Below are 14,805 nucleotides of genomic sequence, written 5' to 3'. Positions count from 1 at the left end.
GAACCGGTTCCGAGGCGGCCCCGGGCAGGCGCGTCGTCAGCTCGTCGTCAGCGGTGCCTCCCGGGGCAGGTCCTCCGGGAGCAGCAGGCGCAGGTCGTCCATCGTGGGCGCGGGGATGGAGCCGATCCGGCGGGCCTGCCGGGTCATCATCGCCTCCAGGGTCTTGCGGGAGGTGCGGGCGTTGCCGAACGAGCGGTCCCGCGGCAGCGCGTCCAGGTAGGAGCGGAGCGCCTCCAGGGTCTCGGGGGCGCAGTCGTAGCCGGACGTGGCCGCGTAACTGTTCGTGATCTCGAGCAGTTCGTCGGTGGAGTAGTCCTCGAACTCCACCGTCCGCGCGAAGCGGGAGGCCAGGCCCGGGTTGGAGGCCAGGAAGCGGCCCATCTCCTCGGTGTATCCCGCGACGATGACGACCGTCTCGTCCCGGTGGTCCTCCATCAGCTTCAGCAGGGTGTCCACCGCTTCCCGGCCGAAGTCCGAACCGGCGTTCTCCGGGGTGAGCGCATACGCCTCGTCGATGAACAGCACACCGCCCAGCGCCCGGTCGAACGCCTCTTTGGTGAGCTGGGCGGTATGGCCGACGTACCGGCCGACCAAGTCGGCACGGGCCACCTCCACCAGCTGCCCGGTGTTCAACACTCCGAGGGAGTGCAGGAGCTCCGCGTAGAGCCGGGCGATGGTGGTCTTGCCGGTTCCCGGGGGGCCGGAGAAGACGAGGTGGTGGCTGATCTTCGGGGTGGGCAGCCCGACGGCCTGCCGCTGCCGGGTGGCCGACAGCAGGTTGACCAGATCGGTGACCTCGCGTTTGACGGCATGCAGGCCCGTCATGGCGTCGAGTTCGGCAAGCATCTCCTCGGAGCCGCGGCCGTCGCCCGCTTCGGCGGCGCCGGAGCTGTCCGAGACGTCCTCGGGCAGCAGCAGCGACAGATCGGCCTCGGCCGGATTGTCCAGCGAGCCGAGCCGGTAGGCCTGCCGGTCCACCATCTCCTCGAAGACCTGCCGCGCGGCCCGGCCGTTGCCGAAGCCCGCGTCGCGGGGCATCCGCTCGTAGTGCTGGGCGAGGGCGTCCAGAGTGCTGGGGTCCAGCCTGTAGTGGTGGGCCTCGCACATGCTCTCGGTGATCGTCACCAGCTCCGGGACCGAGTAGTTGGCGAACTCGATGGTGCGGGTGAAGCGGGAGGCCAGGCCCGGGTTGGAGGCCAGGAACGCGGAGATGTCGTCGGTGTATCCCGCGACGATGACCGCGACGTCCTCGCGGTGGTCCTCCATCAGCTTCAGCAGCGTGTCGATGGCCTCCCTGCCGAAGTCCGCACCGGAGCCCTTGCTGTCGGAGAGCAGGGTGTAGGCCTCGTCGACGAACAGCACGCCGCCGATCGCCTCGTTGAACGCCTCGGTGGTCTTGATGGCCGTTCCGCCGATGACCGAGGCGACCAGGTCGGCGCGGGAGACCTCCACCAGATGGCCGGAGGGCAGCACGCCCAACTCGGCGAGAATGCCGCCGTAGAGCCGGGCCACCGTGGTCTTGCCCGTGCCGGGCGGGCCGGAGAAGGCCAGGTGGCGGCTCATCGGCGGGGCCGGCATGCCCAGGCTGGCGCGGCGCTGGGCGAGCTGGTTGAGATTCACCAGCGTGCGCACCTGGCGCTTGACGTCGGCCAGACCGATGAGCGATTCCAGCTCTTCCAGGGGGCCCTGCGGACCCTTCTGCTGGGACTGCACTTCCGTGCCCGTGGCGGCCAGGTCTCCCGCGGTCTCGCCCCACGCGTCCGGCTCGGCGTTGCCGTTGCTGTTGAGCCCTTCCACGGTGAGTCGCTCGGTGGCTCGGGACTGGCGCAGTCCGGCGCCGCGGTTGTCGCGGACCGAGCAGCTGGTCAGGGTGGTCTCCTCGGAGCTGTCCACCCGGATGCCGTCGCCGGTGCTGCCGGTCAGCAGACAGCCGTCCAGCTGGGCCCGGCCGCCGTCGGCGACCAGCATGCCGTGCGCGGCCGATCCGTTCACCTGGGTGCGCAGGGCGGACAGCTCGCCGCCCCGCTCGATGTGCAGGCCCGTGGCGCGCCCGTCGTGCAGTTCGCAGTCGCGGAGCGTGGCCCGCCCTTCGGAACCGACCAGGACGCCCGCGCGGGCGGTCTCCCGCAGGACGGTGTCGGCCAGTTCGGGGGCGCCGCCCCCGGCGATGTGGGCGCCCGCGCCCTCGGCGCGCTCGACCGTGCAGCCGTGCAGCCGGCCGCGGCCGTCCTCCACCACCTCCACGCCGTGTCCGCCGGCGTCGGTGACATGGGCCTTGCGCAGCAGCGGATTGGCGCCGGTGCGTATGCACACGCCCGTTCCCGCGGCGTCCGGCACCTCCAGGCCGTCGAACTCGGCCGAGGAGTCCTCGGCGAGCAGCACGGCGGCCGTCTTGTCGGCGCAGGCGCGCACGGTGGTGCGGGTGAGCAGCGGAGCGCTGGCCCCGACCACCCGGATCGCGGATCCCTCCGCGTTGTCGAACTCGCAGTCGTCGAAGGTGCCCCGCGAACGCTCGGTGACCGCGAGGCCGTTGCTCTTCGTCCGTGCGGTGCGGCAACGGAGCAGTTCCGGGTCGGCGCCCTGGGAGAGGACGATGCCGGGGCCGCTGGTGTCGGTCACCCTGACCTCCTCCAGCGTCGGCCGGGAGGCGCTGGTGACGAAGACGCCGACCGAGGTGTCGTGCACGGTGGTGCGCAGCACGCGGGTGCCGCAGCGGCCCTCCAGGGCGATGCCGGGCTTCTCGGTCGTGGAGATGTCGCAGTCCTCGATCTGGCCCTGCGCCTCGCCGTTGGCCAGTACGCCGTTGCCCCGTGCGTCCCGCATCCGGCAGCCGCGTACGACGGTGCGGGCCTGCTCGCCGAGGACGACGGCGGAGGTGCCCAGGTGTTCCAGGACGGTGTCGAGGACGACGCTCTCGGTGGCCGCGGTGTCCACCACTCCCGCGCCCTCCGGATTGGAGACGCGGCAGTCGCGCATCGCCAGCGAGCCTTCCTCCCTGGCCAGTACGGCGGTCCAGCCGGCGCCGACGACGGTGCAGCCGTCCATCGCCACCTGGCCGCGGGGTGCGTCGACCACGGGCAGGTCCTCGCTGCCGCCGCGCAGCGTGAGGTCGGTGAGCATCACGGCGTCCGCGACCAGCACCACGGCGGTTCCGCGCGGCGGGCAGATCTCCACACTGCCGCGGTCCCCGTCGGCGACGATGGTCAGCCGGGTCCTGACGGTGAGGTTCTCCCGGTAGCGGCCGGGGGCGACGCGGACGACGGCTCCGGTGCGGGCCTGCGCCAGTGCCTCGCCGATCGTCGGAAAACCGTCTCTCCCGTCCGGGGCTACCCGGAGAGACTGCCGTGACACGCTGGGACCTCCTGATTGTGGTGCCTGCCGCCCCGGCGATCCGAGTGCCGGACCGCGAGCGACCCGGTGCCGAGCTCTGGTTGGTCGCGGCCGACGGGACGCGCACTGTGTGCAGGCTACGGGAACCCGGTAGCCGTCAGCCAGGCGTGTTTGGGCAGTTCACCTCCGGATGGGACGACGCCGGGCCGCGGCGCCGGGGACCGGCCTGCTGCGGCACCCGCTCGCGCACCGGCCACCGCGTACGCTCCCGCACCCGCCACCTGCCTTGCCGAACGCCGGTGCGCGCCACGTAGCATGCGGTCATGCGACGCGCACCCTCTCACCGTCGTCCGGTGGCACGGGCGGTGGCCGCCGCACTGGCCGCGACGATCCTGCTGACGGTTCCGGCGGGCCCGGCCGCCGCCGACGACGTCGTCGAACTGCCCTCCGTGGCCTCCGTGCTGCCCTCCGACGAACCGTGCGCCAAGGCGTCCGACGACAAGGCGGAGAAGCAACCGTGGACCCGGCAGCCGCTCGGGCTGTCCCGGTCCTGGAAGTTCAGCCAGGGCCGAGGGGTGACCGTCGCCGTGGTGGACACGGGCGTCGGCACCGACATCCCCGCGCTGTCCGGCCGGGTCGAGGCGGTCGGTGACGCGGGCGAGGACTGCGTGGGCCACGGCAGCTTCGCGGCCGGTCTGATCGCGGCCTCACCCGGCGAGGGCGTGGGCGTGGCCGGACTCGCGCCGCGCGCCCGGATCCTGGCGGTGCGCGGCACCGGCACCCGGGGGGAGACGACGCCGGAGAAACTCGCCGCCGGGATCCGTACCGCGGCCGACCGGGGGGCCGAGGTCATCTACGTCGGGCGGGCGGTCGCCACCGGCAAGGACGAGCTGACCGCCGCCGTCGAGCACGCCGCGGAGAAGGACGCCCTCGTCGTCGCTCCGTCCGTGCCCGACACCCTCCCCAAGGACAGCAGCACCGGCAAGACGGTGGAGCCGGCGCCCTGGTACTGGCCGGCGTCCGTGCCCGAAGCGCTCTCCGTCATGGACTACGGCCCCGACGGGCAGCGCCCGGAGAAAGCCCCGTCGGCCCGCAACGCGGACCTGGGCGCGCCCGGCGACGAGGTGGTCAGCGTCGGCCCCGAGGGCGAGGGGCACTACTTCGGCTCCGGCTCCTCGCTGGCCGCCGCGCACGCCGCGGGCGCCGCCGCGCTGGTGCGCGCCCGGCACCCGGAGATGACGGCGCGGGAGGTCACCCGCCAGCTCACGGAGGCCGGATACCCGGACGACCCACCCCGCCTCGATCCGTACGGGGCGCTCACGACGCTGCTGACCGGCAAAAGGGGTCGGCCCCCCGAGGAGGCCGCCGCGCACGTTCCGGCGGCGGCCCCGAGCGGTCCGCTGAACCGGTCCCTGATCGTCGCCGCGGCCGGTGGTGCACTGGTGCTGCTGGTGGCCGGCGGCGCCGTGGTCATCCCGCGCGGTCGGGCCCGTGGCTGGCGCCCGGCGGGAGCGCCCGACCCTGCCGCGGCGCCGACCGCCGAAGGAGCGCCGGACGCGCCGGACGCGCCGGACGTGGGTGCGTCGGCCGCCGTAGGTGAAGGCGTACCGCCGGCCGGTGGGCGCTGACGCGGTGACCGCGGGGGTTCACCGGGCCGGTTCCGGACGCGGTGGGCGAAGCGCTGTCGACCCGCCGGAGGGGATGGCGCGGGAACTCCGTGGCGCCGTCGGGCCGCGGGTGCCACGCGGCACGGCGGCCAGGAAGTCGCGTCCACGCTCGTAGACCGTCACCGTGCGCTCGGCGGGCGTCGCCGGGTCGCCGAAGACGGTGCAGGTGCCGTTCTCGTGGACGAGTGTGAGATGCACGCGCCAGGTGCGGGCGAGGAGCCCGGCCGCCAGCAGCGCGGTGCCGGTGTCCCAGCGGACGGCCTGGAAGAGGTGCAGGCGGATGAGGCGGTCCTCGGCGGCGCCGGGAGCCAGGTCGGCGGGGAGCCGGCCGCCGTGCCGCTCGAAGTCCCGTTCCTGTTGCGGGGTGAGGGTGATCCCGGCGAGCTCCAGCCACTCCCGGGTGAAGGCGGCCCGGGGATCCAGTCGCGCGGTGCTCGGCAGCGGATGGGGAGCCGTGAGCGAGCTGTGCCGCAGCCGCAGGGCGAGCCGGCCGACATCGCCCGCCGCGCCGCCGGCCGCCACCAGCGCGCGGGCCACCGCCTCGTGGAAGCCGTTGCCGGGACCGCGGGGTTCGTGCAGATCGAGCACCCGGCCGTCGGAGTCGGTGAGCGTCGCGGGGTCGCTCGCCGCGTCGAACCCGGGCGGATCGGCCGGGTCCGTTCCGGCCGCGTCCTCCCGGGTCCAGGGACGTCTCCGGTGGGACGGCAGCACGCCGGCCGGTTTCGTCGGGGGCGCGGTTGCGGGTGGTGCGGAGGGGGGTGGGCGGTCGACCGCGTCCTGCGGCAGCACGGCCCGGTAGTGCCAGCCGGCAAGGTGCAGTACCACGGTCGGCGGGTCGGCGGAGGCGGGCTCGGGCCGGCGCGGCCAGTGGTCCAGGAAGCTGCCGTCCGCCAGGACGATACGCACCCGCAGCCCGAACAGCTCGGCCGCCAGGGCGGGCAGGACGTCCGCAGCACCGTGGTCCCAGCCGGTCCCGCCCTCCGCGTCGGGCGGGCGGCGCAGCTGTGCCGCGGCCAGACCGCGGCGCTGTGCGGGGCTCAGCGGCCGGTGGGCGTGTTCCGGGCCCGGCCGGTCGCCCGCGGAGTGCGGGATCACTCCCAGGGCCTCGAACTCCCGCTGCTGCGGTGTGCCGTTGCCCAGGTCGAGCGCAGCGGCGTCCAGTTCGGGCGAGGTGAAGGTGTCGCGCTCGTCCGGGGCGAGGTAGCCCAGGAGCGGCGAGTCGTCCGGCAATGAGGCCAGCGCGTCGGCGAACCGGATGCGCAGCGCGGCCGGATCGCCGACTGCCGGGCCGGCGGGGACGGCGGTCCGGGGCGGGCCGCCGCGGGGAGCCGCCGGGGAGTCGGCCTGTCCGGCGAGAACCTCCAGGGCAGTGTCGAACGCGCGGCAGAAGGAGTTGTCCCCGGGCACGTCGCGCAGCCAGTGCGCCGTCCCGTCCGGAGCACGCAGACCGGGTGCGCCCGTACTGTCGTCCGCGGGGGAGGTCAGTGCGGTGTACCGGTCCGGCGGTCCGGTCTCGGCCTGTGGCGCTTCGGGGACAGTGGGCAGCCCGCGCGGTGCCCCGGCGGCCCGCTCCCGGTCCGGCCGCCGAACGGGTGGAAGGACTGGTTCCGGCATCCCGCCGCGGGTCGGGGCGGCCCCGTCGGCGACGGGATCGGCGGGGAGCTGATGCCAGCGCGTCAGCCGGTCGGCGGCGCCGCGGATCTCGAACAGCGCGTCGGCCGCGGATTCGGCCGCGGCGTGCTGCTCCTCGATCCGGCGCAGCCGGACCGCCAGGACTCTCTCGGCCCGCCGCAGCGTGTCCGCGGCGGCCGACACCGCCCGCTCGGCGGTGCCCAGCTCGGCCACGGCCTCGGTCAGCCGCCGGTCGCGGGCCCACGCCGCCTCCTGGACGAGGTGGTCGCGTTCGGCCCGCCGCAGCCGGGCGGCCTCGGCGTCGGCCTTCCCCTGGAGTTCACGTGCCGCCGCGAGCCGCTCCTCGGCGGCCCGGTGCCGCTCCGCACCGGCCTCCGGGGGAACGAGGAGCCGGCCGAGTACGGCCTCCCGGACGTCCTCGGACGCCTGAGCGGCCGCGGCCAGGGCGGGCGCGAGGCGGGACCGCGAACCGGGTGACAGCTCCGCGACAGGCAGCTCCAGCACCCCGTCCGCCGCGGCGACGGCGGCTTCGAACCGCTTGCGGGCCCCGAGCCCGGCAGCTTTGAGGACGTGCCCGGCCGCATCCCGGCGCCGTCGGGCGACGGAACGGCCGGCCAGCGCCGCTTGGACGGCGTCCCGCAGGTCCGGCAGCTCGCGGCGCAGCGCCCAGTAGGCCCCGTCCGCTGCCTCCCACGCCTTGGCCTGGGTGTGCACCCGGTCCCATGCCCGGGTCACCGAGCGGGGGAAGGTGCCGTCGGTGACCAGCCCGAGTTCCCGCGCGACCCGCTCCTCGACCCAGGCGACGGTCCACGCCTGCGTCTCGACGGCCTGCGGCCCCGGTGCGACTCCACCGAACGGGCCCATCAGGTTGTCGCGGACCCAGGTGGCGAGCGAGCCGTCCTTGAACTGCCGTTCGACCTCGGCGACGCTGAGCCAGGCGGTCGGGACGGCGAAGGTGAACATCCGCCCCGTCTTGGGTTTGACGTTCACCTGATGAGCCTGGTCGTGGCCGGCCGCCTGGACGTCGGTCTCCACCGCATCGGCGCCCGTGCTGATCCCGCCGGGGTTGTTCTTGCCGACCGGATCGGACGTCAGAGTGGGGAAGCCGCCGGCTTCCAGGCTGTGGCCGCCGTTCTCACCCGCCGCCGCGTTGCCGCTCCGGGTGTAGCGGGTGTGGGACTCCATCCGGGCGCCGTCGGTCACCGCGAGCAGCCGGGCGCCTGCCAGATCCAGCCGGGTGTGCTGGGTGAGCGCCGCCTGCGAGGCGTCCAGCAGCGTGTTCTCGGCCAGCCCGGCGGTCGGGAGGCCCGCGGGTGCCGCGGCCCGCTCGGCGAACGCGCTCAGCGCTCCGGGTCGGTGGGAGTCCTCCAGCACCTGCGCGGGGCCGGTGCCCTCGGCGGTCAGCGGGGTGAGGCGGGCCGTGCGCAGCGCCGCTGCCAACGGCTCGCCCGCCAGCCGCCCGGTGAGGTGGGCCAGCCGGTTGTCGTACGCCTTGGCCAGCGCGAGCGTACTGGCGGCCTGGATGTTCCCGGTCCCGAGCACGGCGCGCACCTGGAACCCTTCGGCCGGCATCTCGAACGGCCGCCGCGCCCCGTCCGGTTGCCGCAGCGTGCGCCACTCCTCGATCCCCCCGGCCCGGGCCGCCGGGTTGGCGTCGCCGGAGTACACGTGCACCGCCGGCGGCTCGTCCGGTACCTCCGGCGGGCGGAGCGGATCACGCGGGTCGTCGGCACGTCCGCGCCCGCCGGGGTCCGGGCGGAGCAGGCTGAGCGGGACGAGATCCTTCACCGCGCCGGCCTCCTCCTCGTGCACCCGCCGCCGGGAATCCGGGTCACGCGGTTCGTCGCCCCTGGCGCGGCCCAGCTCCAGCGTGAGGCGGATCCGGAAGCGGGTGGTGAACTCGGCGTGCGGCTCCAGCGTGTTGGTCTTCCAGCGCCGGGCCACCGTCGTGGTCGAGGCGCTGGTGCGGTTGCGCCGGCCGCCGGCCGATCCGGCGGCCGAGGGCCCGGCCGCCTTGGCCGCGCTGTCGCCGGTGTGCACGGCCTCGTTGGTCATGAGCCCCACCTCGAAGCCCGACTCGGAGGTGCTGAGGTCCGTTAGTGTCTCCACGGCCCAGAGGTGATGCTCCATCTCGGTCGCGGGCCAGAGGCGGTCGAAAGTCTGACCGCCCTCCACCGGGACGAGCTGAGCGCGGATCCGCACGTTCCGGCCGCCGATCCGCGCCCGCTTCCACCCGGGCCCGCCGGTCCTGGCAGTGGTGGCGGACCCGGTCCCGGCCATCTCCCGGCGCAGCGCGCGGGTGACCCGCGCAGAGGCGATCCGGCGCACGGCCTCCCGGCTCTCCTCGTCGACCGCCAGATCCCGGAGCCGGTCGACGAACGCCTCGACGGCCGCAGCGGTGTCGAGGGGGTCGACCGGGTAGGCGGCGAACGGATGGCGCCGGAACCAGTCGGGCTGGGCCCATCCCCGGCGCCCGCCGACCGGTCCCGCGCCGAGGCCGTCGCCGCGCACCAGGCCCAGCTGTGCGGCGACGCGTTCGGGCAGATGGCCGAGCCAGCCGCCCTCGCTCCGCTGCCACCGGCCGGCCCAGTCACGCAGCGCGGGCACGACCTTGCCCAGCGGCGAGAGCGGGCCCAGCCCGCGTACCTCCGCCGCGAACTCGTGCCGCACGTCGCCCGCGGCCAGTACCTGGTGGCCGCGGTCGATCCGGTTGGTGTCGGCGGTGGCGGTTCTGGTGACGACGGCGCTGCGCCCCCGTGACCGGTGGAAGGGCCACAGGCGCCACGCGTAGTTGCTGGTCACCCCGGTCGACGCAGGCCGGGTTTCCCCGTAGACGAGGGTGACTCCGGCCTGCTGGGTGCGGGAGGCGCCCTGGGTGCCGGACGCCCTGGTGCTGCCACCGGCGGTCAGTTCGGTGTCCATCCGGACCGGTCCGCCCAGCGCGCGCAGCCCGGTCACCCGCGCCCGGTGGACGGTTCTCGCCAGCCGGTTCAGATAGGGACCCTCGCCGAACAGGCCGGTGGTGCGCAGGCCGGCCCGGGAGATGCTCTGGTCGAAGTTCGCCGTCAGATAGGACGGCTGGAGCGTCCGGACGGCCGCGTCGTGGGCGGGCGCCGCGTCCTGCGTCAGCTGCCACGCACCGTGCGCCGCCTCCTCCAGGACCTGCTGGGCGAGGTCCGCCTCGCCCGCGCCGGTCAGGACGGACAGGGTGTGGTGCGGGACGCCGTCGAGCGCGTCCGGCTCCCGCCCCGCGTCGGCACCGGAGAGGGCGGCCCGGGTGAGCGCCCTGGCGCGGCTTCGCGGGAGCCGCCCCCCGGTGACGCGGTCGGGCCGGCGGTAGGGGTTGTCCGCGCCGGGTGCGTGCGGGTCCCGGTCCGGGCTGTGCTCGGCGGGAACGCTGAGCAGCACCCGGCCGGTCACCGCGGGGACCCCGGAGTCCCCGCCGATCAGGTCGGTCGGCCGGCCGCGGAGGACGAACAGCCGGGTGCCCAGCAGGCCGAGGCTGGGCAGCCCGCGCCAGAAGCGACGGAACCGCCGGTACCCGCTGGTGCGCACGGTCAACGCCACGCCGTAGCTGAACAGATGGCCCGGTGTGACGGAGGCCGCCATCGGGTCGGCCGTGGCGACGGCGCCGTATCCCGACTCGATCCGTCTCTGCGACACCGCGCGGTACCCGGTGTGCACGGTGCCCGCGTGCATGGGGGCTCCCATGGCGTCGGTGAGGTCCGCGTCGCGGAGGGAGAGGGCCCCCTCCACGGTCGCCTCGGTGCCCCGGGTCAGCTGTCGCCCGGCGTCCAGGGCGACGCTGCCGGGGGCGCTGTGCCGCAGGATCTCGTGCGCCGCGCCCTCGTAGCGCCGCCCGGTCAGCTCCGCGTGCAGCCGGATGTGGTGGTGGCCGCGCAGGAACCGGCCCGGCTCGGTGAGCACGAGGGGCACCCCCTGCCCGGCCATGGCCTCCAGGCTGCCCGTCGAGGAGTGCCGGGAGAGCGCGTTGAGGACGCCGAAGGTGTTGTGCAGCACCGCCGCATAGTGCCGGTGGTCGCGCCAGGTGCCGGCCGCCGGGTCGAGCTGGTCGAGCGGGGCCACCGTCCCCGGGTACGCGGCGGCGACCTCGCGGAGGACCTGCTGTGTGAAGGCGGTCAGCAGGGTGTGCCCGGGCTGCCCTGGCCGGTCGCCGGTGCGGCCGGTGCCCTCCCCGCCGTCGGCGTCCGCGCGCCGGCCGGTGTGGCGTCCGTCGGGGAACCGGAACTGCACGACGCGGCTCATGCCCAGCGTCGGCGGACGGTCCTCGGTCAGATACGCCGGTGCGTACGGTTCCCCGCCGTGCCGCCCGGCCGGTCCGTCCCCCTCGTCCAGACCGGCCAGGCGGCGCGCTTCGCTCCGGGTCATCCGGTCCAGGCTCCAGGTGCGGAACGCCCGGGTCCGGGCGTCGCCCGTCCTGCGGACGTGGACGGTCTTCTCGACCCGGTACAGCGCGGTGTCGTCGGACTTGACGCGACCGGTCGACTTGAGCCCGCCGGTGGCGCCGAGCACCGCGACACGTCCCTCGCTGTGGACGAGGCGCAGACCGGGCCCGAACCGGACCCGGGGCCGCACCCGGTTCATCCAGCCGGCGATCACATCCTGGAGCCCGAACGTGGGCGCATTGACCGTCAAGCCGACGGTGGCACCCAGGTCCTTCTTGTACTCCTTGGTCTCCTTGCGGGTGTTGTGCAGGGTGAGCTGAGCCGTGTCCCGCAACTCGGCCTGATCGGTCTCCGAGGCCAGCACCGCCCTCCCGGGCACGACCCGTTCGATCACGAACGCGCCCAGCGGAGTGCGCTCCTTGTCGTCCCCGAACAGAGGCGGGCCGGGCACCATCGAGTGCGCCGTCCGGGCGGAGAGGCGGTGCAGGTTGGCGGAGGAGAAGAAGTCCACCAGTTCGTCGTAGGCGCTGGACCCGGGCTCCGCACCGATCTCGCCCACCGCCCAGTCCCGTATCCCGGCCGTCGGCCCGAAGTCCTCGGTGACGAACATCCGGTAGTCCGACTCGGGCCCCAGCTCCATCCGGCGCGGGGTGCGGCCCACCGCGGCACGGCCGTTCGTCACACTGTCCGGCAGCCGTGCCGCCAGACCGCTGCGCACCCCGAGTCCGAAGGCGACCTCGCCCGCCGCGGCACGCGCGGGGCGGCTGCGCCACCGGGTACCGAGGACCCCGCGCCTGGCCAGGCGCGGCGGCAGCGCGTCGGTGATCCGCAGATCGTAGGAGACGTCGTCGAGGTGCAGATGCGAGCCGTCCAGCGTCCGGGTCTCGCTCTGGCTCAGCGTCTGGTCGTGCAGGGCGTAGGCGATCTCCCGGGACCAGCCCAGCCGTACCGTCAGCCGGCCGAACGCGGAGACGACTTTCTTCAGCGGACCGAGCGGGATGCTCGGGGACAGCTGCCGGTTCTGCTGGAAGGTCTTGCCGTCCCCGACCGTGGTCTGGGCGCGGTAGGCGGTGTCGACCTTGGTCGGCCCCGCGCCGTCGCCGAACCTCTCCCACGCGCCGTGGTTCCTGACCCCGACGTGCAGCTTGCGCAGCCGCCCGGACTCCGCGCGGTAGAGGAACTCGCGCCCGTCCCCGGCGAAGCTGCGCGGCTGCTCGGCCAGTGCCCGCGCGAGGCGGCGGAGCACATCCGTCTCGATGCCCTCCGCGGCCTCCTCGCCGGACGACAGCGCCGGGCGGCTCTCCGCATCCATCGCGGCCAGCCGGGAGCGTATGCCGGAGACGACCTGCTCGGTGCCGCGCAGCCGCACCTCGCTCTGGCCGAAGGCGAACAGCTCCGCTTCCGTACGGTCCGCGTCCGTCCCGCCGGCCGTGACCGGGCCGTCCGTCGGGAACGGCAGCGAGCCGTCCAGATAGCCCGGCATCCGGCTCCCGTCGGTGAATACGCCGGGCCCGGTGATCCTGGGCGGCGGCGGCAGTTCCGGATCCAGCCGGGGCGGTCGGCGTTCCTCCAGCTCACGGTCGATCCGCGCCCCCGCGGGCCGGACTCTCGCACTCCTGGCCGGGGCGTGTTGTTCCGGTGGCCTGGGAGTGTCCGACAGCGGGCGGCCGCCAGCGGGGGGAGACCCGTTCGAATCCGGGGCCGGGGCCGGGGCCGGGGCCGGGGGCTGCGGGATGCCCGGGCCGGACGCCCCGGCCGCCTGTGCCGGCCGCGGTTCCGCCGAACCCGCGGTCGGCGGCCCGGCGCTCGGCGGCCGGGACCCGGGCGGTGCGGGAGACCCGCCGACGGTGGACAGCGCCGCGACGGTGTCCACGGAGAAGTCCGCCGCGGACTCCCGCACGGGCGGCAGTGCCTCCGCGAGAGCCGGGGAGCCGGCCGGTCCGGCAGCAGCGCCGCCGCGCACCCGGACCGGCAGGCCGAGACGGTGCCGAAGGCGGTCGGCCAGGGCCCTGGCCGCCGCCCGCCCGCCGCCCGCGGCCAGCAGATCGGCGACCTGCCGCACCGCCGCCCGGTAACGGTCTCCCGCATACCGGGCGTCGGCCTCCACGGCGTGCAGCTCCAACGGCAGCACCAGGGCCTGCGCGGTTCGCCACGCCTCGTCGAGCGCTTCGTCGTCCCGCTCCGGCGCGGCAAGCGCCCAGTCGGCGTACGCCTGCCGCCACGTGCGGCGGGCCATGTTCGCTGCGACCGTGTCGAGCACCCCCGGCCACGGGCCGGGCCGGGCCATCAGCGTCCGCACCCGTTCGACCGGCGGCAGCGCGCGCGACGGTTCCCCCGCCGTCCCGCCGCCGGAGGCGGCCAGGTCCGCGGCGTCCGCCGGCAGGTCCGCGGCCGTCACCTGTGCGGCGATCCACCGCCGTTCGGCAGTGCTGTGGGAGAGCGCGGGCACCGCTGCCCCCTCCGGCTCCCGCCACCGCTCCAGCGCCGCCGTCCAGGCCTGTTGCGCCCGCTCGGTCCGGGCCCGGGCGGCCTCGAGCCCGGCGCGGCTGTCCGTGCTGCCGCCGACGCCGGAGGCCAGCCGTTCCTCCAGCGCCGCAGACCGCGCGGTGGCGGCGGCCAGTTCCTCGCGCGCCGCCATGACGTCGGCACTCGCCCCCGCGTCGTCCTGCCCGAGCCGGTCCGGTGCGGTCGGATCCGCCGCGGGGCCGGCATCCGGTTCCATGAGCCGCCCCTTGCCCTTGTCCGGGCGGCCGTCCCCGGTGCGGCCGTCCCCGGTCTCGGGCGCGGCACCGCCTTCGGCCGCCGCGACTGTCGGTACGGGCACAGGCGGTTCGGGTACAGAAGGTTCGGGCACGGGCGGTGTGGCCGTGGGCGGCACGGCGGCGGGCTCCTGCCCCGAAGCGGCGGCCGGGCCCGTAGGCGAGCGCGGTGCCGGCTCCGGAACCGCGTGGACCCGGTCGGCGAGTGGGGCAGAGTCCGCGGGCGCTTCCGTTCCCGTACCGGTGCCGAGCAGACGGTCGGCCACTTGCCGCACCGACTCCCGGAGCGGCTCCTCGGCGTACCGTGCATCGGCCCGCCCAGCATGCGCTTCCGCGGGCAGTACCAGCGTGCGTGCCGAGTCCCAGGCGCGTGCGATGTCCTCGGAAGTGGCGTCGGCCGCGGTCGGCCCGGTGGCGAAGTCCTGGAACGCCGATTCCCCGATCCGTTCGGAAGCCCGCGCCGCGACGGCCTCCAGCTGCTCGGTCCAGGGGCCGGGCCGCACCATGAGCAGGGCCGTCTGCTCCAGCGGCGTCAGTCCGCTGTCGCGCACGGGCAGCGTGCCGTCCCCGAGGACGGCGGCGATCCGCTCTCCCGGCCCGGGGGCGAAGCCCGCGGCTTCCAGTTCGGTGACGCTCACCGTTTCGTCCGGAGCCAGTGGCGGCGGGCCGCCGGCCAGGTCCGCGACGGTCAGCCGCTCTGCGATCCACCGGCGCTGGGCGTCGTCGCGCCAGGTCTCCGGCGCGGCGGTGAGGGGGGCGTGCGGCGGGCGCGGCGGCTCGGCGACGGTGCGGACGTCCGGATGGGCGCCCGTCCCGGAGCCCGGAGGGGCGCCCGTCCGGGAGCGGGTCGGAGACAGGGCGCCCGAATCCCGGGAGTTGTCCACCGGCCGATCGGGGCCGTCGCCCGGATCACCCTTGGTGTAGCTGTTGTTGATGTAGTTGGTGAAGAGGTTTCCGTTCGGGAAGAGTTTGTTGTGGAGTGTGTGGCCGGGGGTGGTGAGTCCGGTGTGG

3 protein-coding genes are annotated in these 14,805 nt (G+C 75.3%); 1 reads left to right on the top strand and 2 read right to left on the bottom strand.

The features are described 5' to 3' along the window. Nucleotides 1-36: 36 nt before the first annotated feature. The gene (locus tag ACFYMO_RS25400) at nt 37-3,351 is read right to left on the bottom strand and encodes a right-handed parallel beta-helix repeat-containing protein (protein ID WP_388549155.1); all 3,315 of its coding nucleotides are present in this window, start codon (nt 3,349-3,351) and stop codon (nt 37-39) included. Between the two features lie 302 nt (nt 3,352-3,653). Here ACFYMO_RS25400 and ACFYMO_RS25395 point away from each other — a divergent pair, with 302 nt between their 5' ends. Further along, complete coding sequence (locus tag ACFYMO_RS25395; protein WP_388549152.1) at nt 3,654-4,958, top strand: S8 family serine peptidase; 1,305 nt, start codon at nt 3,654-3,656, stop codon at nt 4,956-4,958. 18 nt (nt 4,959-4,976) lie between these two features. On the opposite strand, the gene ACFYMO_RS25390 is transcribed toward ACFYMO_RS25395, so the two are convergent. After that, nucleotides 4,977-14,678, bottom strand: coding sequence for a hypothetical protein (locus tag ACFYMO_RS25390; protein WP_388549150.1), 9,702 nt, complete (start codon nt 14,676-14,678; stop codon nt 4,977-4,979). Nucleotides 14,679-14,805: the final 127 nt, after the last annotated feature.

The sequence above is a fragment of the Streptomyces sp. NPDC007025 genome, assembly GCF_042869455.1.
Taxonomy (GTDB): domain Bacteria; phylum Actinomycetota; class Actinomycetes; order Streptomycetales; family Streptomycetaceae; genus Streptomyces.
This window is presented reverse-complemented; position numbering and strand designations above follow the sequence as displayed.

What these genes read in the sequence shown, in the direction of transcription:
- ACFYMO_RS25395 (WP_388549152.1), top strand. Translation starts at nt 3,654, where the DNA reads ATGCGACGCGCACCCTCTCACCGTCGTCCGGTGGCACGGGCGGTGGCC.